This window comes from Thalassotalea coralli, assembly GCF_055786205.1.
This window is the reverse complement of sequence record NZ_JBVVBK010000004.1, coordinates 180,885-205,386: the sequence shown is the minus strand read 5'-3', so window position 1 is coordinate 205,386 and position 24,502 is coordinate 180,885. Positions and strand designations below refer to the sequence as shown.

General features: G+C 41.0%; 16 protein-coding genes and 1 pseudogene. 6 read left to right on the top strand and 11 right to left on the bottom strand.

All coding sequences use genetic code 11. From position 1 onward, the window contains the following. Positions 1-163 precede the first annotated feature (163 nt). The 3 genes from ACOB80_RS11910 (at position 164) to pheA (ending at position 4,487) form a co-directional block, all read left to right on the top strand. The gene (locus ACOB80_RS11910; protein ID WP_473166057.1) at positions 164-2,572 is read left to right on the top strand and encodes a penicillin acylase family protein; all 2,409 of its coding nucleotides are present in this window, start codon (positions 164-166) and stop codon (positions 2,570-2,572) included. 61 nt (positions 2,573-2,633) lie between these two features. Next, the gene (locus ACOB80_RS11905; RefSeq protein WP_473166056.1) at positions 2,634-3,020 is read left to right on the top strand and encodes an MAPEG family protein; all 387 of its coding nucleotides are present in this window, start codon (positions 2,634-2,636) and stop codon (positions 3,018-3,020) included. A 291-nt stretch (positions 3,021-3,311) separates the two neighbouring features. Beyond that, entirely contained in the window at positions 3,312-4,487 is a 1,176-nt protein-coding gene (pheA, locus tag ACOB80_RS11900) for a prephenate dehydratase (RefSeq protein ID WP_473166055.1), read from the top strand. A gap of 64 nt (positions 4,488-4,551) precedes the next feature. Here pheA and ACOB80_RS11895 read toward each other — a convergent pair whose 3' ends face one another. After that, positions 4,552-4,968 carry a hypothetical protein gene (locus tag ACOB80_RS11895; protein ID WP_473166054.1) on the bottom strand — a complete coding sequence of 139 codons (417 nt, stop codon included), beginning with the start codon at positions 4,966-4,968 and terminating at the stop codon, positions 4,552-4,554. A gap of 212 nt (positions 4,969-5,180) precedes the next feature. On the opposite strand from ACOB80_RS11895, the gene ACOB80_RS11890 reads away from it, so the two are divergent. From ACOB80_RS11890 to ACOB80_RS11880, 3 genes are all read left to right on the top strand, one after another. Further along, complete coding sequence (locus tag ACOB80_RS11890; protein ID WP_473166053.1) at positions 5,181-5,924, top strand: AsmA family protein; 744 nt, start codon at positions 5,181-5,183, stop codon at positions 5,922-5,924. A 60-nt stretch (positions 5,925-5,984) separates the two neighbouring features. Further along, positions 5,985-6,581, top strand: a complete 597-nt coding sequence (locus ACOB80_RS11885; RefSeq protein ID WP_473166052.1) for a hypothetical protein — start codon at positions 5,985-5,987, stop codon at positions 6,579-6,581. A gap of 95 nt (positions 6,582-6,676) precedes the next feature. Next, the gene (locus ACOB80_RS11880) at positions 6,677-6,853 is read left to right on the top strand and encodes a DUF3012 domain-containing protein (protein WP_473166051.1); all 177 of its coding nucleotides are present in this window, start codon (positions 6,677-6,679) and stop codon (positions 6,851-6,853) included. A gap of 37 nt (positions 6,854-6,890) precedes the next feature. Here ACOB80_RS11880 and ACOB80_RS11875 read toward each other — a convergent pair whose 3' ends face one another. From ACOB80_RS11875 to ACOB80_RS11830, 10 genes and pseudogenes are all read right to left on the bottom strand, one after another. Then, positions 6,891-7,379, bottom strand: coding sequence for a thioredoxin family protein (locus ACOB80_RS11875; protein ID WP_473166050.1), 489 nt, complete (start codon positions 7,377-7,379; stop codon positions 6,891-6,893). Positions 7,380-7,387: 8 nt separating this feature from the next. Continuing rightward, on the bottom strand, positions 7,388-8,524 hold the full coding sequence (gene tyrA, locus ACOB80_RS11870) for a bifunctional chorismate mutase/prephenate dehydrogenase (protein ID WP_473166049.1): 1,137 nt from the start codon (positions 8,522-8,524) through the stop codon (positions 7,388-7,390). Between the two features lie 8 nt (positions 8,525-8,532). Next, positions 8,533-9,633 carry a 3-deoxy-7-phosphoheptulonate synthase gene (locus ACOB80_RS11865; RefSeq protein ID WP_473166048.1) on the bottom strand — a complete coding sequence of 367 codons (1,101 nt, stop codon included), beginning with the start codon at positions 9,631-9,633 and terminating at the stop codon, positions 8,533-8,535. Between the two features lie 313 nt (positions 9,634-9,946). Continuing rightward, a complete protein-coding gene (gene acs, locus ACOB80_RS11860) occupies positions 9,947-11,893 on the bottom strand; it encodes an acetate--CoA ligase (protein WP_473166047.1) in 1,947 nt (648 codons plus the stop codon). A 397-nt stretch (positions 11,894-12,290) separates the two neighbouring features. Next, complete coding sequence (locus ACOB80_RS11855; RefSeq protein WP_473166046.1) at positions 12,291-12,968, bottom strand: hypothetical protein; 678 nt, start codon at positions 12,966-12,968, stop codon at positions 12,291-12,293. A gap of 249 nt (positions 12,969-13,217) precedes the next feature. Then, a complete protein-coding gene (locus ACOB80_RS11850) occupies positions 13,218-15,791 on the bottom strand; it encodes a glycoside hydrolase family 3 protein (protein ID WP_473166045.1) in 2,574 nt (857 codons plus the stop codon). Between the two features lie 4 nt (positions 15,792-15,795). After that, a complete protein-coding gene (locus tag ACOB80_RS11845) occupies positions 15,796-17,067 on the bottom strand; it encodes a sugar MFS transporter (RefSeq protein ID WP_473166044.1) in 1,272 nt (423 codons plus the stop codon). 91 nt (positions 17,068-17,158) lie between these two features. Continuing rightward, positions 17,159-20,119 carry a TonB-dependent receptor gene (locus ACOB80_RS11840; RefSeq protein ID WP_473166043.1) on the bottom strand — a complete coding sequence of 987 codons (2,961 nt, stop codon included), beginning with the start codon at positions 20,117-20,119 and terminating at the stop codon, positions 17,159-17,161. Positions 20,120-20,714: 595 nt separating this feature from the next. Beyond that, positions 20,715-23,369 (bottom strand): annotated as a pseudogene (locus tag ACOB80_RS11835) (family 16 glycosylhydrolase); the annotation flags it as partial. A gap of 298 nt (positions 23,370-23,667) precedes the next feature. After that, a complete protein-coding gene (locus tag ACOB80_RS11830; RefSeq protein ID WP_473166042.1) occupies positions 23,668-24,501 on the bottom strand; it encodes a LytR/AlgR family response regulator transcription factor in 834 nt (277 codons plus the stop codon). Position 24,502: the final 1 nt, after the last annotated feature.

Genomic DNA, 24,502 nt, shown 5'->3' with positions numbered 1-24,502 from the left:
TTTTCCCAATTAACGTTAATGGAAAAAGACAGACTATTTTTTATTTTATAAGTAATTCATTACCTTACCAATATTTAAATTGTGAACTTTTCACTTAACGAGTTTGTGTAAAAAGTGAAGATACGTTACTCTAAAACAAAGACTCTATTCACGATCGCCTGTCATGGGTAACATAAAAAAAATATTACTACCGCTTGGCTTAACTCTGCTTTTAGTGACAGCCATGTTTATCACTTGGGTGTATAGTCGCATCGACGCATCATTACCCAAGCTTGACGGCAAACAAACTATCTATGGCTTAGAATATTCAGCAACGATTAACCGGGATATAAATGGTGTTCCTACCATTATCGCTAAAAATCGCCATGACTTAGCAGTTGCCACTGGATTTGTTCACGCACAAGAGCGCTTTTTTCAGATGGATTTATTGCGCAGGAATTCAGCGGGCGAGTTATCCAGCTTATTTGGCTCTCTAGCGATTGATTATGATAAACGTATTCGACTTCACCGATTTAGGCAACGTGCTAAAGAAATCGTTAATACTTTAGCCCCTCAAGAGTTAAAAATTCTTAGAGCCTATACACAAGGTGTTAACCAAGGTTTAAGGCGCTTGAACGCCAAACCATTCGAATACTTATTACTGCAGACACAACCAGCAGAATGGTTACCAGAAGATACTATTTTAACGGTATTTTCTATGTATTTAGATCTGCAATATGAAGATGGCGCTAGAGAAAGAACCTTAGGTTTGATGGCGAATGTTTTTAGCAAAGAAGTATTTCAGTTTTTAAATCCTAAAGGGAGCAACTGGGACGCTGCTATCGATGAAACAAGCTTTCCATCTTCGCCATTACCAACATCAGCCTGGCCTGCGGCAAGTGGCATGAGTGCAACGAATCATGTCGATAATAAGAAACAAACACCTACTCTAGCTCAGCAATCATTTAGTGGTGATCACTTACCAGGTTCAAATAACTGGGCTGTCAGTGGTAACATTTCCTCCACAGGAAGTGCTATCGTCGCCAACGATATGCATTTAGGTATTCGAGTACCCAACACCTGGTTTAGAGCCTCTCTTGTTTATAAAGAAGATAACAAAGACATTACAATTACAGGTGTCACCTTACCGGGTACTCCTTTAATCGTAGCTGGCAGTAATGGCCATATCGCCTGGGGCTTTACCAATAGTTATGGCGATTACAGCGATGTTATTGAGCTAGAGACCAATGATGATAACAGCCAATATCTAACACCCAATGGCTTTAAGCCTTTTACTCACATAAAACAAATGATTGCGGTAAATGGTGAAAGTGCTCACGAGTTAACTATTCGCGAGACTATTTGGGGGCCAGTCATAGGTAAAAACCCACAGGGTAAGTTGCAGGTTTATCGCTGGGTAGCACATGATAAAAACGCTGTTAACTTAACCGCATTAGAGCTGGAGCAAGCACAGTCAGTAAAACAGGCATTTAATATCGCCGCCCGTTCTGGAATCCCATCGCAAAATATGATGGTAGGCGATACCAAAGGAAATATTGGCTGGACCATTATGGGACCAATTCCAAAACGAACAGCTACTTTCGGTGATATACCAACAGATTGGTCTACGGGCGAACTTGCTTGGTCTGGGTACTTAGCACCACAAGATTACCCTAAAGTATATAACCCAAAAAACAATAGACTGTGGACAGGGAATTCTCGCGTTGTCGGCGGCGATATGTACGAAAAACTAGGGAACGGCGGGTATGCACTTGGCGCTCGTTCCAAGCAAATTAAACAAGGATTATTTGCTAAAGAGCAGTTTGATGAAGCGTCATTATTGGCCATTGCCCTAGATGATAAAGCGACATTTTTGTCCCCTTGGCAAACATTTTTATTAGACAACGTGTTAACCGATGAGAACATTACGGCAAATCCGTCGTGGCAGGAAGCTAAAGAGATCTTATCGCAAGAAAAAGCCTTAGCAGCTACGATAGATTCAGTGGCGTACCGCTTAGTCAGAAACTTTCGCTATCAACTTAGAGACGATGTCTTTAGTTTATTCCAAGAAAACTTAGAAAAACTTGACGATGACTTTTCTCTACACCATATCCGTCATCAACTGGAAACGCCGTTATGGCAGATGGTCAATCAACAACCAGATAACTTTCAGTGGTTACCTGAGCAGAGCTGGTCCTTAGTTTTCAAAAACGCTTTTAGTAAGACTTTGGCAGAGATGACGAAAAATCAACCGCTTTCAGAAGCGACGTGGGGTCAGCAAAACACTGCTGATATCAAGCACCCGCTAGCGAGCAGTATCCCGATTTTTGGCGACTCATTAATCATGCCTAAAGTACCTCTAGCAGGTGATAGCTATATGCCGAGGGTCCAAGGTCAGGCATTTGGCGCCTCAGAACGCATGGTTGTCTCTCCTGGTCATGAACAACAAGGATTATTTCACATGCCAACGAGTCAATCGGGACACCCGTGGAGCCCATACTTTGGTAAAGGGCATCAAGATTGGGTAGAAGGAAAAGCCTCACCGTTTTTGCCACAAGAAACGGTTTATAGTTTAACGTTATTAGGCTATTAACGACTAAAAAATAACACCATATTTAATAAACAAAAATTAAAAACAATAAGAGACAAAATACATGACCATTCTAATTTACTGCCTTCTGGTAAGCCTATTACTGCCCTTTTTATCGAAAATTCCCGTGGCCATAGCGATGAATAAACTCGGCGGCTACGACAACCAAACGCCGAGAGAACAACAAGCACAACTTCAAGGGTTAGGTGCAAGGGCACTTGCAGGTCATAAAAACGCTTTTGAAGCACTTACTATGTTCGCTCCAGCGGTGTTATTAGCGATTGCCACAAACAATATCGGTGACACAATTCAATATCTCGCCATCACCCATGTTGTCGCGCGCATAGCCTATCATGCCTGTTACTTAGCAGATTTAAGTACGCTACGCAGTATCGTCTGGGTGGTTGGTTTAGTCGCTTCGATAACCATGGTCGTCATGTGCTTACCTTAGCTGTTTTTCGTTTGAGTAAAGAGTAAAATCGCAATACCGCGCTTTTTATACCTAACTCTACCGAGTTTAAATAAAACGGCATAAATAAAGGCTTGAAAAGAACGCTTTTGCTAGATACAGTAGCTTTATGAACAAGACATCAATTAACTTTATCTTTTTTTTCTTTACGATACCCCTTTGGGAGTGTTGATGTCGTCACGTATTCGATAAAAACCTCCCTCGCGGAGGTTTTTTTGTTTTAGGGAAGCTTGATTTCTCTTATCAATTTGAAAAATAAAAGAAGGAAAAACAGTGAGCGAATCTTTAGATTTAAATGTTATTAGAGAACAAATTACCGATTTAGACTCTCAATTACTGTCTTTGTTTGCTAAGCGTCGTTCATTGACTCTTAATGTTGCAAAAAGCAAAGCACAACAAGTGAGGCCAGTTCGAGATCAGCAACGAGAGCAAGAACTGCTTATACGCTTGATCAAACAAGGCAAAGAAGTAGGCTTAGATGCTCATTATGTCACTAGCGTATTTCAAACTATCATCGAAGATTCTGTTTTAAATCAGCAAGCTTACCTGCAAACTCTTACCAACCCAGATATCGAAATGCCAACAGTAAGTGTTGCTTTCTTAGGTAACAAAGGGTCGTATAGCTATTTAGCCAGCCACCGTTATTTCTCACGCCGCGCAGAGAAAATTGTTGAATACGGATGTCCTACTTTCGCTGATATTTTACAGCAAGTTGAATCAGGCCATGTCGACTACGGTATGTTACCGATAGAAAATACCAGCTCTGGTAGTATTAACGAGGTATACGACCTACTGCAACACACTAACTTGTCTATTGTTGGTGAGATTACTCAACCAATCGAGCATTGTTTATTGACCGCAGTCAATACGACGCTTGATCAAATCACGACTATCTATGCACATGGTCAACCTTTTACGCAATGTAGTAACTTCCTTGATAAGCAAGATAAAATGCGCATCGAATACTGTGAGAGCACCGCTGATGCGATGGCAAAAGTATTTGAGCTACAAGCCCCGAATGTCGCGGTAATCGGTAGCGAAGAAGGTGGCAAACTCTATAACTTGATGGCCTTAGAAAAATCAATTGCCAACCAAGATGAAAACCACAGCCGTTTTATTTTAGTTGCCCGTAAGCCAATTGAAGTCGCCGAACAGATTCCAGCAAAAACCACCATAATTTTAGCAACAGGCCAAAACCCAGGTGCGCTTGTTGATTGCTTATTGGTATTAAAAACAAAAGGCATCAACATGTGTAAGTTGGAGTCTCGCCCTATCCAAGGAAGACCGTGGGAAGAAATGTTTTATTTAGATGTTGAAGCCAATACTAGACAGCTAAATATGCAAGAAGCCCTGCGAGAACTAACGGAGATGACTAACTTTATCAAAGTGCTTGGATGCTACCCCGTTGAACATATCAGCCCGACAAGCGTACCTAGTAGCGAACTTTAAAGTGAGATAATACCAAGTTAGCTATTTAAAAAGCGCCTTATCTAGATAAGGCGCTTTTTTAGTTTTAAACCGATACTTGAACAAGCGCCCTTTTTCTTCGACACCTCGCTACTTTTGCTACCGTTAAAAACATTGCGGGAACAACGGCAAAGGCCACAGTCGTTAACATATCTGTAGCAACTACCATAGCTAAAGCAAAAAACGTTGCGCTAGGCAATATTAACCAAAAAGGATGTTCACTCAATGCAATACCTAATCCTTTTTTCATCATCACCAACAAAACAAATGTCGTCAGCAAAGTGACTAACGCGGTAACACTTTCAATATAGTAATACTCTACGAACCAGGGATATGGATGGAAAACTTCCAAAATAGGCGCTTGCTTACTGATGTTCATCACCCATACATAGCTAGCCGTGATAATGCAGCCAAACATAAAGGACCACAATTTTTTATTTAAATTTTGATTAAAGCTTTGCATTAGATGCCTCTTTATTGTTTTTATTTTGAGCAATTTTTTAATTAGCTTAACGTTTATAACGCATGTTTATTTTTCGTTCAACCTGTATATTTAGCAACCAGAAGTAGTACAGATTGCTCTTAAATCGCGTATTTTTAGATTTAATTCGAAAAATGTCATTAATTGCCGATATACTTAAGAAATTAATAATCAACTAAAAAAAGGATTACCCAGTGAAATTCATTGCAACAGTCATAGTGATCATCTTATTAATTTGTGGTGGCGCGTTATGGTTTTTGGCAGGTGGCTCTCTAAACGAATTTGTGAAAGCCCAAATAGAGCAACAAGGAAAAACAGTCACTGAGCAGACAGTTACCGTCGCCAATGTTGACTTAAAACTCACACAAGGCGCAGGAACAATATCTGGCTTCATCTTACCTAACCCTCCAGGTTATAAAGCTGCAAACATATTTTCACTTGGCGAAATTACTTTAGATATCAATGTCGAAAGTTTAGTGTCTGAGCCAATTATTATTGACGCGATTGTTATTAAAAACCCTGAAGCTTTTGTTGAAGTGACAGAGACAGGCCAGGCAAACGTAAAAGAATTACTCGATATTATTAATAAAAATATTCCCGCTTCGACAAGCGAAGCTTCAGAGCCAGCAGAGCAGTCAACTCGCCCAGAGCCTAAAATTGCTGTTAAGAAATTAGTACTGGCAGGCACTGCTTTAACCGTTGATTTAACTGGCTTAGGTAACAAAGCACATCAAGTTACTTTACCTGACATTACTGTCGCTAACATTGGTGGAGAGCAAGGGTTACCAGCTAGCCAGCTTGGCCAAGTTATCATGAAAGAAATGTTATCAAACCTTTGGCAACATACTAAAAAAGTGCAGACAGAAAAACTAAAAGATAAAGCGAAAGACAAGCTCAAAAAAGAAGCAGAGAAGCAGTTATTAAAACTATTTAACTAAATAGCCGCATTAATAAGTTGCCGGATTAATTGGGTGAACCTGTAAATATTGGGGTTACAGATGAAATTACTAAAACAATTATTATTACCATTGCTAGTGTTGCTATCGACTAGCGTAAACGCGCAAGACAAAAACTGGGAGTTTGGTCTGTTATTTGGTCAATCTTGGTCACCAGACATTGACTCTAGTATCAACGAACAGTCGATAGAATTAGATTCTGGCACCAATATTGGTTTTTCATTTTCTTGGCAGGACTCACCCAATGGCCAAGGACAAATTCTGGTTAATACCGTTAGCTACGATTTTGCTAGTGACATTGATCAAACACAACAAAGTCTAGATGTTACTTATGCACACTTTAACGGCGTTGCTTTATTTAAACAGGAAAGCTACATAACGACTGTTTCAATAGGCATTGGTGGTGCTAATTTCGACAGTGGCTTTAATAGCGAACTATACGCTTCAGCAACGGTTTCGGTCGGCACCAAATATCAAATATCAGATAATTTATCAGTATTTACCGAGATCAGAGGTTACGCTACCTTGGTCGATGAAGAAGACAATTTATTTTGCCAAGAGGAAATCTGCCACGGACAATTTGAAGATAGTTTATGGATGGATGCGAATATTTCTATTGGTTTATCTTTTAAATTTTAACTTTTAGAAAAGGCCCTTATCGAGGTTCAATAAAGACCATCGTTCGATATTAGGCCGACTCAACAAAATTTATGTCTCATAAAAAAGGAAAAGAAATGAAGAAATTATTAACTGCCATCACCTGCTGTTTGTTGGTGTCGGCTTGTGCTCCAGAAGTAGGCTCAAAGGCTTGGTGCGAAGATATGGATGAAAAGCCAAAAGGCGACTGGACATCGAATGAAGCTGCAGATTACGCTAAGCACTGTATTTTTAGAGATGAAGAAGAGAAGTAATCAGCTCTAACTACAATTCAATACCTAAAACACCTCATTAACTGAGGTGTTTTTTTATCATTAAATCAATAGCGCCAATCATGTTAGATGCAGGCCTTTCAATAATTCGACCTACCTCAACGCCCTCAAGTTTAATAATGATAGTGGGCGTAAAACGCACTCCATTTTGTTTAGCTAAGCCTTTCGGGTCTTGTTTTTGATAATCTAACGCTACCATAGTTAACTTTTCGCTCGGGTAATAGTCCAGCAGCTTAAGTAACCTAGGTACTTCACGTTCGCTGTCATGGCACCAAGTACCAAAGTATACATCTATAGTTAGGTTTTCAGGCCAAGTATCAATAGTACGCTTTTCCTGCTCTGACAAAGAAAAGGCGTCATATGCTTGGTTAAAAATAGGAAAGGTAGTCAGCAATTCTTGCTCAGAAATATCACCAACCTTTGGTTGTTCATCACTAACCGATTTACAGCCAGCGACAGCAACACCACTTAACATCAGTAATGTTGCTAGGATACGAGATTTTCTCATGTGCCACGTTATTTTTTAAGTTCGTTAGCCTTTAATAACATGCCTTTACTTTCTTGTAAAAAGATTTCAGCATAATCACCAAACCAATCAGAGACTTGATTAAACATAGTAACAAACGCATCTTTATCTGCCAGCTCAACATCTTCAAGCAATTCTAAGAAGCGATAAGCGAAACGTTTCATCATGGCAACATTATCTCGGTTGGCAAATATGATATCGCTATAAAGCACAGGATCTTGCGCAAATAAACGACCAACCATCACGAGTTCTAGTCGATATATTGGCGAACTCATTTCCACGAGTTGTGATATATCTGAACCTTCAGTCATCAGGTGATAACCGTAAGCGATAGTAGAGAAGTGACGCATCACCTGCACCATAGACATGGCTTTATCGTGAGCATGAGCAGACACTGGGTAAATTTTTGCTCCCCATACGCCAAATTGCTCAAGTAACCATTGATATTTCTCTTGTTCTCGACCATCACAAACAATAATAGTCTGCTTGATTAAACCTGTAACATCAGGACCAAACATTGGATGTAAGCCAACAACAGGACCTTTATGTACCTTCATCATTTCAAACAAAGGCGACTCTTTTATACTGGTTATATCGGCAAGGATACAGTCTTGTGGCAAGTGTTTTAACTGCTGAATAATATTTGCTGTTAGGCGAATAGGAACGGCTACAATAACCAAACCAGCACCAGCAAGAATTTCTTCACTTCGTGGCCAATCGCTATGCTCAAGTATTTCGACTTGATAATCAGAGCGGCTAAACAAGTCTACAAATACTTGACCTAACTGCCCACCACCACCAACAATGACCACTTTTTTACACGCAGGATTAACACATCGATAGCCACTAGCGTCTTGGCTATTGTAGGAATCGCGCATTAAACGACGCAATATGTCTTCGATTAAATCACCTGATAAACCATTATCTTCTGCTTGCTGTCGACGTGCTTTAAAAAGCTGTTGCTCGCGATCGGGTGCATAAATTGGCATACCGACTTGGCTTTTAAGTTCACCAACTTTGGTGGTAATCTCGCGACGTTTAGCCAGCAAAGCAACTAGCTGGCTATCTACGTCGTCTATTTCATCTCGTAGCACCTTTAATTGTGGTTCTATGCTTTTTTTATCCATAAATAAATCTATTTCCCGACACGCTTTTCAAGCGCTTTAGCAATTTGCTGAACACCATCGTCAATAAGTGCTTCTGTCGTTAAAAAGTCGATACAGGCGTCAGTCACCGATACACCATATTTTAACTGCTCTTTGTCTAAATTAGCACTTTGATTTCCAGCGTTTAGGTGACTTTCTAACATAATACCGATAATTGACTTGTTGCCATCAATAATTTGATTAAACACATCTTGTGCAACAATCGGTTGACGGCGGTAATCTTTGTTCGAGTTCCCATGTGAACAATCAACAACAATACCTGGCTCTAGATTACTTTTTGCTAACTCTTGTTCACACTCAGCGATGCTTTGCGCATCAAAGTTAGGCTTTTTACCGCCACGTAAAATGACATGACCATCTGGGTTACCAGAGGTTTTAATTAACGATACTTGGCCTTGGCGATTAATCCCCATAAAGCGATGTGAAGACGCCGCCGATTGCATTGCATTAATTGCCACATCTAAACTGCCATTTGTACCATTTTTAAAACCAATTGGCATTGAGAGTCCACTTGCCATTTCACGATGAGTTTGCGATTCGGTAGTTCTTGCACCAATCGCCGACCAGCTAAATAGCTCTGCTAAGTATTGCGGGCTGATAGGATCTAACGCTTCAGTAGCCAATGGTAACTCTAATTCAGTTAAGTGTAATAACAACTCTCTTGCTTTACGAAGACCTTGTTCAACTTCGAAAGAACCATTCATGTGCGGGTCGTTAATTAATCCTTTCCAACCAACAGTTGTGCGTGGTTTTTCAAAGTAAACACGCATGACAATGTACATAGTGTCTTTATATTTTTCATGTAATGCTTTTAGCTGTGTCGCGTATTCTTTTGCTGCTTCAACGTCATGAATAGAGCATGGGCCACTGATCACTAACAGGCGGTGATCTTTCTTATGAATAATATTAGCGATTTCTTTGCGGGCATTAATAACAAACTCACGACCAGCTTGTGAAAGCGGCAATTCTTCACGTAATTCAGTTGGTGTAATTAATACTTCTTCAGAATTTACATGAATATCATTTAATGAGCTTTTTGGCTTACTAATAGCAGTAACATTGGCAGACATAATTTTCCCTTAAATTTTTTCCAGCGAGTATAGATTAAGAATAATACAAAGTAGCTAAGCGGTCGGCTTAGTAAAAGAATGAGGTGTAATAATAAAAGTGTGCTTTATGTGTTTTCATCATCAATCATATTAAAAATTCAAACTGTAAACTTTTGTTTACTCAATTTGTAATGAATATCTTACACTCTATACAAGACACGTCAATGACTTTTTTATGATCAATTTCATTAAATTGGTTATAAGCCTGTTCTTTAGAATTTCAGAAACAAAAAAAGCGCCCTGAGGCGCTTCTTAAATACTTTGTTTTTAGCTACTAGCCGCCGTGAATAATGCGGTTATCAATAAGGTTATCAACTACTGCTGGATCTGCGAGTGTCGAGGTGTCACCTAATGTTCCTAAATCATTCTCAGCAATCTTACGTAAGATACGACGCATAATTTTACCTGAACGTGTTTTAGGAAGGCCAGGAGCCCACTGAATGTAATCTGGTTTAGCAAAACGGCCTAACTCCTTCGCGACAAATTCTATCAACTCTTTGTTGAGTTCATCCGACTCACTAGCATTAGCCATCAAGGTAACATAGGCATATACGCCTTGCCCTTTAACTTCGTGTGGATAACCAACAACGGCAGCTTCAGCTACTGCTGGGTGTAATACCAAAGCACTTTCAATTTCAGCTGTACCTAATCGGTGACCAGATACATTTAACACGTCGTCAACACGACCGGTGATCCAATAAAAACCATCTTCGTCACGTTTAGCGCCGTCACCAGTAAAGTAATTACCAGGGTACTGGCTTAAATATGTGTCAATAAAACGTTCGTGATTACCATAAACACTGCGAAGTTGACCCGGCCAGCTACCAGTCATCACTAACAAGCCTTGGTTTTCACCTTCTAGGGTATTGCCATCTTTATCAAATAAAGCAGGTTTGACACCAAAGAAAGGCTTACCGGCTGCACCAGGTTTCATATCAACAGCACCTGGCAGAGAAGTAATTAAAATACCGCCCGTTTCTGTTTGCCACCAAGTATCTACTATCGGGCAATTTGAGCCACCGACAACTTCGTAATACCAGTGCCATGCTTCCGGATTGATTGGCTCACCTACAGTACCTAAGATACGCAAATCAGATAAGTCGTACTTAGTTACATAGTCATCGCCAACACTCATTAACGCTCTAATCGCCGTTGGCGCGGTATAAAAGACGTTAACTTTGTGCTTTTCACAAACCTGCCAAAAGCGGCCTGCGTCAGGGTAAGTAGGCACACCTTCGAATACTAAGGTAGTTGCACCGTTTGCAAGTGGTCCGTAGAAAATATAAGAATGACCAGTGATCCAACCCGCATCGGCAGTACACCAGTATATTTCTCCATCGCGGTAATCAAACACATACTTATGTGTCATGGCTGCGTAAAGCGAATAGCCACCACAGGTATGAAGTACGCCTTTTGGCGTGCCTGTTGAGCCTGACGTATAAAGAATAAATAATGGGTCTTCTGCGTCCATTACCTCTGGTTCGCAAACTGCAGGTAATTTAGCCACCGCTTCCTGGTATTTCACGTCAAGCTTGTCATTCCAATTAACGTCACCGCCAGTTCTCTCAACAACGATAACTGAATGTACATTTGGACAATCAGCAATTGCCGCATCAACATTTGCTTTAAGCGGGATCACTCTGCCGCCACGTAAACTTTCATCAGCAGTTATCACTACTTGGCAATCTGCATCATCAATACGTGCACGTATAGACTCAGTAGAAAAGCCACCGAAGACCACAGAATGAATTGCACCAATTCGAGCACACGCCAGCATTGCATAACCCACTTCAGGGATCATTGGCATATAAATACAAACGCGATCGCCCTTTTTAACACCGCGCTCTTTTAGCAAATTAGCGAAACGACAAACGTGATCATGCAGTTCTTGATACGTAACCTTTAAATCTTCTTCAGGGTTGTCGCCTTCCCAGATAATCGCAACGTCATTTGCTTTCGCAGGTAAATGACGATCAATACAGTTATAGCTTACATTGAGCTGACCGCCTTCAAACCACTTAATATGGCCCGAGGCTAAATCAACATCTGTTACCTTTTCAAACGGTTTATACCAATCTAAAAAATTATTAGCTTGCTCTGCCCAAAATACCTCTGGCTGTTCAATAGACTGCTTATACATCGCATCGTATGTTGCAGCATCGATATGTGTATGCGCCTTTGCACGCTCTAACACAGGATAACGACTTTTCAATTCTTGCATGATCTGTCCTTCAAACTTTAAACACTTGAGATTTTTATTGTGGTTGACCACTATTGTGAACTGCCACAGCTTATTGTTCTAATATTATATTGCAACATCTTATAGCAAGACTTTGCTTTCGCCTACTCAACTAAAGTCGTATAGCACGCCCTTTTTTGCCTTAATCGATTAAGCACTTAGTTGCTTTATCTTTACATTATCACTCTACACTCAAAATGACAACGCTGTCATACACTACTAAAAACCAAGGCGATAAAAATACATGTAGAAGAGGAAAGAAAAAGAAAAAGGCTTCAAGCACTGGCAACAAAGTTAACCCTGAGATCAGCCTTTTCGATGACGGTAAACTATTGAGAGATTTGCAAAGCGCATTGCATTTCGCTTTGCAAAATGCAAATTATTGCTTTCTGCCTTTTAACCCTAACAACGCAAGAATAGATAACGAGAAAAGTAACAACGCATGTGGCTCACTAACAGTAATATTTGCAGGAGGAGTTACTAACCCAGGTAATCCAGGATTTAAAAACGAGTATGTTTTTATACCAGCTAAGCCTTTGTATTTATCGCTTGAAAACGACAGTAGATAATCGTCTTGCTCAAAGCCAGTCAGTATAAAACCATCCGAATAGTTTTTTGCCCACTTCCACTCAATGTCCCAAGCGTTATCACTTGCGTCCAAATCAGTATTTTTACGTTTGATATCACCAGAATCATCTATTAATAGAAAACTTAACTTGCTGGCATCTCCCTGATTCACATGAATATTCAGCAATAAATTACCTGAAGATTTATCGTTAGCTTTGTCAATAAGGCCAAATAGAGCAACTTCTTTATTTAAGTTTTCTACAAAGAAGAGTGTCAAATAGTCGCTTACCTCAAAGCCGGTATTACTAGAGTACTTATCTGCGCCTGACTTGTCATACTTACCGCCATAATTGTAGAACTCTTCAAAGCTCTGATTAATCTGATGAGTATATTGAGCGCTTTCATCCATCACGGCGATTAATGACGCTGACACACTGGTTGAAGATATTAACAAAATCGCAACTGATATTACTTTTACTAAATGGTTCATTACTGCCTCCAAGTACTACTTATTCTTAGAAAGATAGCTAACTTCTGACGAAACCTTCGTTTAACTAGCCCTTGGCTATCAATAATGCATAGCCCGTGCCACTATTTAAAAATGCTCAACATCGCAACTAAAGATGATTAGGGAAAAGAGTCAATATTGGACAGATGTAAAAAAGGCTGCACTTACAATAAGTAGCAGCCTAATTAAACATTAAGACCCAATTCGGAGAATTGATTGAACCTTTTCCTACTAAGGGCAAGTAACAGTCAAATGTTTGTCGCTAATTTGGGTAATTCGTATGTCGCTTACTTCAATAGCATTCGACTTAACTGAAGAAAGCTTAAAAGGTGTGACAATTTTATCAAACTCTACGCCTTGCTCGACAAAACAACTTAGTGGAATAGCAATATCTTGCCAAACACCTTGCTGCAAATTGTTGAGGGTTTTATCCAAAGATATAGAGCCAGAACATGAACCTGGTGCATCTCCTATGCTTTCACAACTTATACCGACATTTAATAAATCTATATGAGCAGAGCTTTTTTTGACTGCAAAAACTAACCCTGCGCCTTGTTCTACAAATTGAGATAAATCTTCTCTAAAGCCATTAGCACTGGTGAGTGCAACACCTGCTTCAATACCTTCACTCATGGTAATTTTAAACGCATCTTCCTGTACGTTACGGTCTACAGTACGGTAAAACAAATTGTCGCTTTGCAGGGTACTTGCCATCACTGGTTGCATACCCGTTTTCGTTAAAGCCACTAATTGCCAAGGAGATAGCGCCTGCCCGTTAAACAACTGCGCCTGCTGCTGCTCTTTACCAGTATTATCAATTGTTTCTGTCAATTCATCAGATAACACGTTTTCATCTTGGTAGGACAAGCCAAAACCATATGGCAGCAATGGATCATAGTTGTCATCAAAACGGTTTACGATTTGATCAGGGTGGTTCGGCCAAGAAAAAGACAGCTTACCAGTAAAGTCATACTGAATTTCCCCTTTAGTGTCTGTAAACAGCACATCGGCAATAGCACTGCCTTCTGAGCCAGGAAGCCACGCAGCAACAAACGCATCACTGGCATTAAGCTCAGCATTGACCCACATAGGGCGGCCACTAATGAAAATAGACACAGTCGGAATACCCTGACTCTTTAGCTTTTTAAGCAAGGCAAGATCTTTCTGAGCCCCTCTTTGGTAAGCTAAATTTGCGCGATCACCATGCCCTTCAGCATAAGGCTCTTCACCAAAAACGATTATCGCTACATCAGGTTTCTTAGAGAAGTCGCCTATTTCGTTTAACTCTACGTTACCACCAGCCAGCTCTACTTGGCTTTTAATGCCATCATAGATTGAACTACCACCTGGGAAGTCAGCATTAGTATTATTTGTGCCTTGCCATGTTATTGTCCATCCGCCCGACTGTTTTCCAATGTTATTGGCGCCATCACCAGCGACCAATACTTTTTGGTTTGGTGATAACGGTAAAATGCTTGCTTTGTTTTTTAAGAGAACCAAAGACTCTCTAACCGCTTTTTTCGCCAGTGCTCTATGTGATTGAGCACCGATTAATTCAGTCTTACCCGATAGCTTACGGTTTGCAGGGCTAGCCTTATCAAATAGCCCTGCTCTGAATTTAACACGTAAAATTCGCTTAACCGCATCGTCAATTCTCGATTGAGCAATAATGCCAGATTTCACTTGCGCAATGGTGTTTTCCATTAAAGGTTTCCAAGCATCAGTGGGTACCATATACATATCTAAACCAGCATTAATTGCCTGTGGACAATCATGGTTTTCGCAGCCTTGAATTTGTCCATGGCCATTCCAATCTCCAACAACAAAGCCGTCAAACCCCATGCGTTCTTTGAGTACATCGGTAAGCAAATACTTACTTCCATGAATTTTTTTACCATGCCAACTGTTAAAGGAAGCCATCACAGATTGCGCACCAGCCGTAAGACCTCCGACATAACCTTGAGCGTGAATATCAAACAGCTCTTGTTCCGTGGCGCGGTTATCCCCTTGATCATCACCATCAACAGTACCACCATCACCAATGAAGTGCTTAACCGTACTGATAACTCTACGATCACCAAGGAAATCTTTGTCAGCATGTCCTTGCAACCCTTTTACGATTGCGTTGGCATAGGCTTTTACGATTTCAGGATCTTCTGAATAACCTTCATATGTTCTTCCCCATCTATCGTCGCGTACAGTAGCAACTGTTGGAGCAAAAACCCAATCAATCCCTGTAACCATAACTTCAGTGGCAGTAACTTGCGCTATTTGCTCGATCAATTCAGGATTGTTTGCCGCGCCCAAACCAATGTTATGTGGAAACAAAGTCGCACCAATCACATTGTTGTGCCCATGCACTGCATCAGTTCCCCACATTGTAGGAATAGCTATACCATCTAGACTAGTATCCATCGACGCTTGATACATTTTTTCCGCGAGTTCTATCCAATCCGCAGGCGTAGAGTGCTTATTATTATTTGGAAAAGCACCACCACCATTAAGATAAGAACCAAATCCATACTTCCTCATATCTTCAACGGTAATGTCGCGAATTTCTGGTTGGATCATTTGTGCAACTTTTTGTTGCAGCGTCATTTTCGATAGCAAAGCGTCAACTTTCGCTTCGATTGCGGGATCAGCTTTAACTTCAGATTTTATCTGTGGCCAGATATTTATATTATTTTCAGTCATAGTTGCCACGCTATTAGTGTTTTCTTCACTGGTTTGGCAGGCAGTTACACTCAGTAAAATGCACACGCCAATGGCAGAATTTTTTATAGGCTTCATTAAAGTAGTTTTCATTAGTCTAGTTTTCCTTTGGCGTTGCGTAAACCTTGCTATCAACTCTTGAGCCTTTTGCGCCGTAATAAGCGATAAAGACATAACAAAGAGCAGGCAAAATAAACGATATTTGTAAGCCAAAACCATCGGCTAAAAGACCTTGAATCAATGGCACTACAGCACCACCAACAATAGCTAGACAGAGGACACCCGAGCCTCTACTTGCATGTTCACCTAAGCCATTAATTGCCAAGCTGAAAATTGTAGGAAACATGATTGAATTGAATAATCCAACACCTAGAATTGACCACATTGCCAGACTACCTTGCGTGTTAATAGCAACAATAACTAACATCATGGCGACAACAGCATTAAATGCTAACACCTTGCCAGCCGAAATGTGCTGCATCACAATCGCGCCGACAAATCGACCTAACATGGCTCCGCCCCAGTAATAAGCGATATACTGAGAAGCTTCTGCTTCTTCCATGCCTGCAATAGCAGGGTCATTTAAAAAGTTTACCAAAAAGCTACCAATGGCAACTTCAGCACCTACGTATAAAAAGATTGCTACTGCACCAAGCTTTAAATGCCTGAATGCTAGAGCTGACGCATAACTAGAATCACTGTGTTCTACTTGTCCCAACTGCGGCAATTTCAATTTAGCAAACACAAGAGCTAGCACCGCTAAAGCGCCTGCTAGAATCAAATATGGGAGTTGCACAGCGCTGGCATCCCCTGCTTGACCATGCTGTCCGCCTGATGAAAAAATCAAATAAGCGCCAAAAAAAGGAGCCACGGTTGTTCCAAGCGAGTTAAATGCTTGGGTCATAGTTAACCGAGATGAAGCCGTTCTTTCTGGGCCCAGTACACTAACATAAGGATTTGCCGACACCTGCAAAATGGTTATGCCCGCAGCTAAAATAAAAAGAGCCACTAAAAATACGGCATAAATTTCTAGTATCGCAGCAGGAAAGAACATTAAACAACCAAGTGCTGCAATAGATAGCCCTGTCACTATGCCTTTTTGAAAACCGATGCGCGCAACCAAGTCGCCAGCAGGAATGGAAACAATAAAGTAGGCACCGAAAAAGCAAAATTGAATCATCATAGCTTGCGCATAACTTAATTCAAACGCAGCTTTTAGATAAGGAATAAGAATATCGTTGAGGCAAGTTATAAAGCCCCACATGAAAAATAAGGTGGTGAGCGCCCCTAAAGCAAAAGTATAACTGACATTTGCAGTGTTCACCGTAGCTTTAACGTTTGGAGTTTCACCAGAAGATACGCTAGCCATAAGACAAGCTCCTAAATTCTATCGAGATAATCAAGAAACGTATTGAATCAACTAGGTGGCAGGGAAAACTAATCTTCCCTGCCTATACGATTTACTGAAAGCTATATCGCACGCCTAGCACATACCTTGGTCCATACTGACGAGCGTATAAGAACTGCTCTTCATAACGGCCAAAGCCTTGCTCCGTTTCATCATTGATATTGATGCCTTCAAAAAATACCGTAGTATTTTCGTCGATATCATAGTTGATACTCAGATCCCACTGACCAAAGGCTTTAGCAAATTGCGGTGGATTATCAGACGAACCTTGAGATTGACCAACGCCAATGAGATATTCGTCACGCCACGCGTATGTCACCTTGATAGATAAACCATCTTTTTCATAGAAAGCTTGGAAGTTAGCTGAATCACTCAAGCCAGTTAGCGGCGTTTGTTGCTCTAAGCTATCTATGTCGAATTCAACATCGCCATCAACAAAGGTTGCATTTGCACCTAAGCCAAATCCACTTTCACCAAAAAGGTGTTGAGCAGCAATCTCAAATCCATCAACCGTTTTAGTATCAGGCGCATTAAATGGGCGTCTAATATCCCACACAATTAATGGGTCGTTCGAGGTAGGAGTTAAATAACCTTGATCATTTAAACTTGAGCCATTGGCCTGAATTTCAGCAAAAATAGCATCGTTAGTTGCTTGTTCGCCACGCGCTTCGATACTTGCAACGGCAGCATCCCAGCGAGGTCCTTGATAGATGTCATGAAACCCTTCGATGGTAGTAGAGACTATTTGACTACCGATGAAATTCTCTACATCTTTTCTAAAGTAGCCAATTGCAGCGTAGCTACCTTCTTCGTAGTAATACTCAAGGCTTAAATCAAAGTTAGTCGACTCAAATGGCTTTAAGCTAGTGTTACCTTCGCTACCATTTCTCGAACCAATTTTAGGGCTGCCTGATAAACTGCGAACACCCGCTAAGTCACCTAAAGGCGCTCGGGTAATGGTTTTACCCCAAGAAACACGCCCGACTAGATCATCAGTAATGTCTACTTTTAAATCCATCATAGGTAGGAATACGTCATAACTTCCTGTTTGGGTAAGGAAGTTAGTATCACCATCAAGGTATTGGGTATGCCACTCACTACCACCTTTCCACCAAACTGCGTATGGCACATCTTGCAGTACTTTACTGGTAACATCGGTTTCTTCATAACGAACACCAATATTTAATTCAACTGGATAGTCACCAATATCAAACTCAAAATCAGCTTGAACGTATAAGCTTAACGTTTCTTCTTGTACAGAGCCTTCAGCATATGTCCCCATATCGTGATAGGCTGTTGTTGCAAAGTAATCGTTACCACCTAAGACTTCATTGGTTAAAAACGCTTCAGAGCGCGCCACCACTTCATCAAAGTCAAAAGTGTAATAATAGTTAGGATTTAAACCACTACCACCACCTGCAAATGCATCAAGAAACCCTGAAGTATCATGGCGAATAAACATGCCGTCAGGAAAAATTTCTGGCCAAGATGGATTAAACAGGAAGCCACCAATTAAACCACTCCAGGCATTTGAACCACTCATGGTTTGATCTGTATAAGCTGCACCAAATTTTACTTGAGTCAACGGAATATCAAATACCGTGTTGTCCCAAGCAACATCTAGCTGCGCCTGATCAATTTCAGACTTCCCTGGTGAATGAATAAATTGGCTAAAGTGCGAATCCATCTCACTGGCTTGTAATTCAGTGGTACCGTTATTCCAATAAATAAGAGCATGTGGAATTTCACCGGTTCGGTAATCATAGGTTTTGGTGGTTAGTTGATCTGAACCTAGAACTAATGACCCATGAGAACCCATACCACGGTCTTTACCGTTATCTATTTCACTCGATGAACTATGAAAATCAAAACTTGCATACCAAGTATCAGATATCTGCCAGTCAGCATTAAAACCTATCGACTCTTCTTTTACTTCAGTAGTGCCTCGAGAAGCGGTAAACGAACCATCATTACCGCTGATATCGGCAAAAATCACAGTACCATTTTCATCTAATTCATAAGCATTGATGTTGCCACCGTAATCATTCCACATACCCCAACCGATCGAATTAGAACCAGTAACAGCCTCAGTTCTTACATAATCGAGGGTTAAAATAAGGTCGTCTATTGGTGCATATTGAACAACGGCGTGACCATTGGTACGTTCGCGCTCAACATTCTCGATTCCATAATTCATATCACGTGGAAAAAAGTGATTGCCGATGCGGTTGCCTTCGTCATCTATTGCTCTAGGATCAATCACTTTGTCATCATCTAAGTTGCTCGGTAGCGCGACATTGGCTTGCCAACCTTGTATATTAGCTGATTGCTTTTGAAAGTCGCGTTGATGATGCGTAAACGAAAAAGCAAAACCAAAACTATCATCCAAATATGTATTTGAATAAAGAGCAGAAAACTCAGGTGTTACATCTGATCCTTCAACATTTGACGTGTCATGAATGGCTTTACCCGAAATACTATATTTCTCACCAGGGCTCGCTAACGGCTTACGTGTAACGATGTTGACGGTAGCACCTAACCCACCACTTGGGTTTTCAGCGCGAGCGGTTTTATAAACTTCTAGTGCAGAAACACCATCTGAGGCGAGGTTTTCCAAGCTATAAGAGCGCGTGTTACCTGTACCAGGCATTTGTCTGCCATTCAACGTAATTAGGTTAAAATCAGGCCCGAAACCACGAACAGTGATTTGACTACCTTCACCATTACTACGGCTTACCGATACACCAGTAATGCGCTGCAACGATTCAGCTAAGTTGGTATCGGGGAACTTACCCATTTCTTCTGCAGAAATGGCATCAACAACACCAGACATATCTCGCTTGAGATTCATTGAACGTATCAAGCTTCCTTTAATACCTGTTACTTCAATAATTTCTGTTTCACTTTCTTTTGGTGTTAAATCGTTTGATTCTTGTGCCAACACTTGGCTTGAACTCGCAATGGCAGCCGTTAAGGCTAAAGCAACGCGCGTTTTTGAAAATTGATTATTCATCTTGTTATACCCTACTTGTTTTAATACTTGTTAAGGAGCAGCGATTTACCACCCCAGACTTTTTGGCAATCTAAGGCGTTGTTATCATTGCATTATCAATGCGATACACAGCACCATTGCCGGTTCCCCAAGCAGGGAAAACCATGACGACATCGATAGCACTTACGTCTAAGCCAGCGTCAAATAGATCAAGTAGTGAAAAAGTATAGGTTTGCCACACACCTGTTGTTGGTGCGGCCCCCTCATTGCTAGCGGTTAAGTCAAGCTCTACCGCGGAAGTTGCATCTCCGGCTTCAATTTTAAATTTCCAAACTGAGCCAGAGTCATTCGGTGGTGTTACCACTTTCATATCAAAGCGAACAACACCCTCTTGCAACATATTAGTTGCGTCAAAATAAACGCCTTCATTAGCTAAAAAGCCCATTACCGTTGGCGATTCGCCAATAACAAACTCAGCTACTGAACCATGTTCTGCGTCATCAGTTTCTTCTGTAGGCGTTGAACCAGCACAGCAATCCCAAATAGGCCACTCTGCATTTTGGCTATCTTTATAAAGTGTTAAGCCTTGAGCTTGTGGTACGCTACTAGGGTCGTAAATCATGACATTGTCTAGACGATAAACAGCACCTTCGCCGGTTCCCCAAGCAGGAAACACCATAACAACATCGATTTGGCTAATATCTAAACCCGCGTCAAAAAGGTCTTGAAGTGAATAAGTGTAGGTTTGCCATTGACCAACAACAGGCGCCATGCCTTCTTTACTTGCGGTTAAATCTAGTTCTACCGCTGATGTTGCGTCACCACCTTCAATTTTAAATTTCCATACAGCGCTTGAATCATTAGGGGCAGTAACTACTTTCATTTCAAACTGTACAACACCTGTTGTTAGTAAACTTGAAGCATCAAGGTAAACATTATCGTCAGCTAATAAGCCCATTACCGTTGGCGTTGCGCCAATAACAAATTCAGCCGTTAGACCATGGTCTGCATCGTCGTTTTCAACCGTTGGCGTTGAACCACCACAACAATCCCAAATAGTCCATTGCTCAAGTGCTTGGTCGGCAAATAAGACATGACCATTAAATCCTGAAGATGCATTTGGATCGTAGATTTTTACGTTATCAACACGATAAATCGCACCCTCTCCAGAGCCCCAGGCAGGAAAAATCATCAGTACATCAATCGCACTAACATCAAGTCCTGCATCGGCTAAATCAGATAGGTTAAAAGTATAAGTTTGCCATTGGTCTAATGTTGGTGAGATACCTTCAACGCTAGTATTTAAATCTACTTCAACAGCACTTGTGGCATTATCACTTTCAACTTTAAACTTCCAAGCAGCATCGGCGGTATTCGGTGCTGACGTCATTTTCATTTCAAATTGGATAACACCGTTGGCTAAAATTGAGGTTGCATCGAACGGTGCAGGACTAGCACCTTCGGCGGTAATAAATTCTTCACGAGAAATAAAGCCCATCACTGTAGGTGAAGCACCGATAGCAAACTCTGCTACCGCGCCATGAGCATCATCATCAGTTTCAACTGTCGGTGTAGTGCCACCACAACAATCCCACATAGGCCAACTTGGGTTTTCACCATCAGTAAAAACAGTTAACTGAGGAGATACTGAATCTGAAGATGCAATAGTAAACTCATCGATACGATATACTGCACCTTCACCTGCACCCCAAGCTGGAAATACCATAACTACATCGATGGCACTTAAATCGAGTCCAGCATCAGCCAGCATTTTTAAAGGAAAAGTATACGTTTGCCATTCACCTGCACTTGGCGCTACGCCTTCAGAACTAGCCGTTAATTCAAGCTCAACAGCAGTTGAGGCACCCTGACTTTCAATTTTAAACAACCAAGCAGCATCAGCATTATTTGGTAACGACTCAACTTTCATCATAAAGCTAACACTTCCTGAATCAACCATAGGGCTGGCATCAAAAGGTGTCGCTTTGCCTTCTGGGTCGGTAATAAACTCGTCTCGAGATATAAAACCGTTTACTGTTGGCTCTGCGCCTACCAAAAATTCATATACAGAACCTTGAGCGCTGTCTTCTACAATACTTGGCGTAGAGCCACCACAGCAATCCCACGCAGGCCAATTTGGATTTGGTGTACCATCAAAAATGGTTAAATTAGTTGGAACACCAGACGATGGTGGGCTTGGGATTGGCGCTTTGCCTTCTACCAATGCATCGTCAGTACTGTCGTAACCGCCTCTAACGGTTTCACAACCTTTACCCGTTTCTGGATTTTGTGCACATTGATAAACACGAACGTAATCAATTTCGTAATGCTGGCCATTGGCAAATGCCGCTTCATCAATGCCACCGTTGTTAACGTTTTCAGGCCAGTTACCACCTACCGCTAAGTTAAGCAATAAATGAAACTCTTGATCATATGGCGCATTATCCCAATGGGTAACTAACTCACCAGAAGCTTGATCAAAGTACTCAGCAAACCAGCCTCGATGAGAAAGGCCAACCGCTTCATCTTTGCTGTTATATCTAACTTCTGAGCGTCGCTGGGTTTGATACAAGTAACCATCGACGTACCAGCGAATTTCACCTTCTTGCCATTCAATAGCGTAAACATGGAAATCATCGGCAGGGTTTTGTCCTTCAGGTAAGGTATAATCTAATCCACTAGACTCATTGTCTGGCCAGTCACGACCGTAGTGAAGGGTGCCGTATACTTTGCTTTCACTATTACCTTCGGCATCTTGTGTTTTTAAGTTTACTGCTTCGACTATGTCGATTTCACCAGATTTCGGCCAACCACCGTAAACTTCATCTGTAGGTAACATCCAAAATGCCGGCCAGCTTCCTTGGCCACTCGGCAATTTGGCGCGCATTTCAAAACGGCCATATTTAAAGTCGCCCTTGTAACGACTGTTTAACCTTGCAGATGTATATGGTTTCTCAGCACCTTCTGCTGCGGGTAAAGCAACGATATGTAAGATACCGTCTTCAATATAAGAATTTTCACTGCTGTCGGTATAACATTGCTTTTCATTGTTACCTCCGCCTGCACAGTTAACTTCATGGGTCCATTTTGAGGAATCAACTTCGGTACCATCGAATTCATCAGCCCATACCATTTGCCAATCTTCAACAGGTACCGTTGGATCAACTTTAGTTGGGTTAGTTTTGGTTTCGGCTCCCCCTCCGCAACCGACAAGTGTGGCCGCAATAGAGAGTGCGAACACCTTAGACATAGACTTTGCTGCTTTATTCATAATTATATTCCACTTTAGTCAAAGCAGGTTCTATCAATACAGCTAGGCAACAGACTAAATCGTTGCCCTTTTGACAGAAATCTCCCCCTACCTATGCATGTTCTTTGTTTTATATTGGTGAACATGTGACTTTGCTAATGTTAGGTTTGTGATTACAAATTGAATCAGCTTAATGGTGGTATAGGTGATAAAATTCGACAACGCAAATGCGCCATCACGAATTTAAATTGCGGTATTACATGAATTTTTTGAAAAACTGCGATGAAAAGAAACAAAACTGCGGTAAAGCGATTTTCGGTTATAAGGTGCGTGAATCAATGATTGCCCTTACTGAATCTGCGTAATTTCGACTCACTTTTAGCTTGACCCCTTCACCTAAGTCTAACAGGCTTTCATTGTTCTTAAGGGCTTGGATACTTTGAACGCAATTGATGTTGACCAAAGTCGACTTGTGAATTCGCTGAAACATAGATTGATCTAATTCACTTTCTAGCTTCTTCATGGTGATTCTGACAATGAAGTTCTCTTCTTGCGTGTGAATACACATGTAATCGCCAGCTGCGTCAATCCAGCGAATACTTTTTACCGGTACAAACACTTTTTCATTGTCGCTATTTTTTATGATAAGTTCCTGCCTAAAATTAGCAGGAAGTGGTTCTTGGCTATTCTCAAGCCACTCTTCTAATTCCGAAATGGCAATACCAGAGGTTTCACCTAACGCTTTCAACAAACGAAACTTTTCCACATCTCGCTGTAGAGGAACTAATTTTTCGCGTACCCGCTCCATGGTTTTTTGTAAGCGCCCGACATTGGCAGGCTTTAAAATATAATCAATGGCATTAAGTTCAAAAGCATCTAGCGCATACTCACTGTAAGCACTAACAAAAACCACTAAGGGCATTACATCTGACTGTAATAGTTGAACAACTTCTAAGCCATTAATGCCCGGCAAGCGCAAATCTATAAATAGCACGTCTGGCTGTAACTCATGACACAAGGCAATCGCTTGCTCGCCATCAGTTGCTTCGCCAATAACGTTAATATCTTTTATTGTTTCAAGCCTTAACTTTAAGCCTTCAATAGCTAACGGCTCATCGTCAACAATAATCGCGGTAAAAGATTGGTTTGGCATA

Excerpts from the sequence above, each read along its gene's own strand:
- ACOB80_RS11875 (WP_473166050.1), bottom strand. The coding sequence starts at position 7,379 with ATGAGAAAATCTCGTATCCTAGCAACATTACTGATGTTAAGTGGTGTT.
- ACOB80_RS11845 (WP_473166044.1), bottom strand. The coding sequence starts at position 17,067 with ATGGCTAGCGTATCTTCTGGTGAAACTCCAAACGTTAAAGCTACGGTG.
- ACOB80_RS11910 (WP_473166057.1), top strand. The coding sequence starts at position 164 with ATGGGTAACATAAAAAAAATATTACTACCGCTTGGCTTAACTCTGCTT.
- ACOB80_RS11880 (WP_473166051.1), top strand. The coding sequence starts at position 6,677 with ATGAAGAAATTATTAACTGCCATCACCTGCTGTTTGTTGGTGTCGGCT.
- ACOB80_RS11885 (WP_473166052.1), top strand. The coding sequence starts at position 5,985 with ATGAAATTACTAAAACAATTATTATTACCATTGCTAGTGTTGCTATCG.
- acs (WP_473166047.1), bottom strand. The coding sequence starts at position 11,893 with ATGCAAGAATTGAAAAGTCGTTATCCTGTGTTAGAGCGTGCAAAGGCG.
- ACOB80_RS11905 (WP_473166056.1), top strand. The coding sequence starts at position 2,634 with ATGACCATTCTAATTTACTGCCTTCTGGTAAGCCTATTACTGCCCTTT.
- ACOB80_RS11865 (WP_473166048.1), bottom strand. The coding sequence starts at position 9,633 with ATGTCTGCCAATGTTACTGCTATTAGTAAGCCAAAAAGCTCATTAAAT.
- ACOB80_RS11840 (WP_473166043.1), bottom strand. The coding sequence starts at position 20,119 with ATGAATAATCAATTTTCAAAAACGCGCGTTGCTTTAGCCTTAACGGCT.
- ACOB80_RS11855 (WP_473166046.1), bottom strand. The coding sequence starts at position 12,968 with ATGAACCATTTAGTAAAAGTAATATCAGTTGCGATTTTGTTAATATCT.
- tyrA (WP_473166049.1), bottom strand. The coding sequence starts at position 8,524 with ATGGATAAAAAAAGCATAGAACCACAATTAAAGGTGCTACGAGATGAA.
- ACOB80_RS11895 (WP_473166054.1), bottom strand. The coding sequence starts at position 4,968 with ATGCAAAGCTTTAATCAAAATTTAAATAAAAAATTGTGGTCCTTTATG.
- ACOB80_RS11830 (WP_473166042.1), bottom strand. The coding sequence starts at position 24,501 with ATGCCAAACCAATCTTTTACCGCGATTATTGTTGACGATGAGCCGTTA.
- ACOB80_RS11850 (WP_473166045.1), bottom strand. The coding sequence starts at position 15,791 with ATGAAAACTACTTTAATGAAGCCTATAAAAAATTCTGCCATTGGCGTG.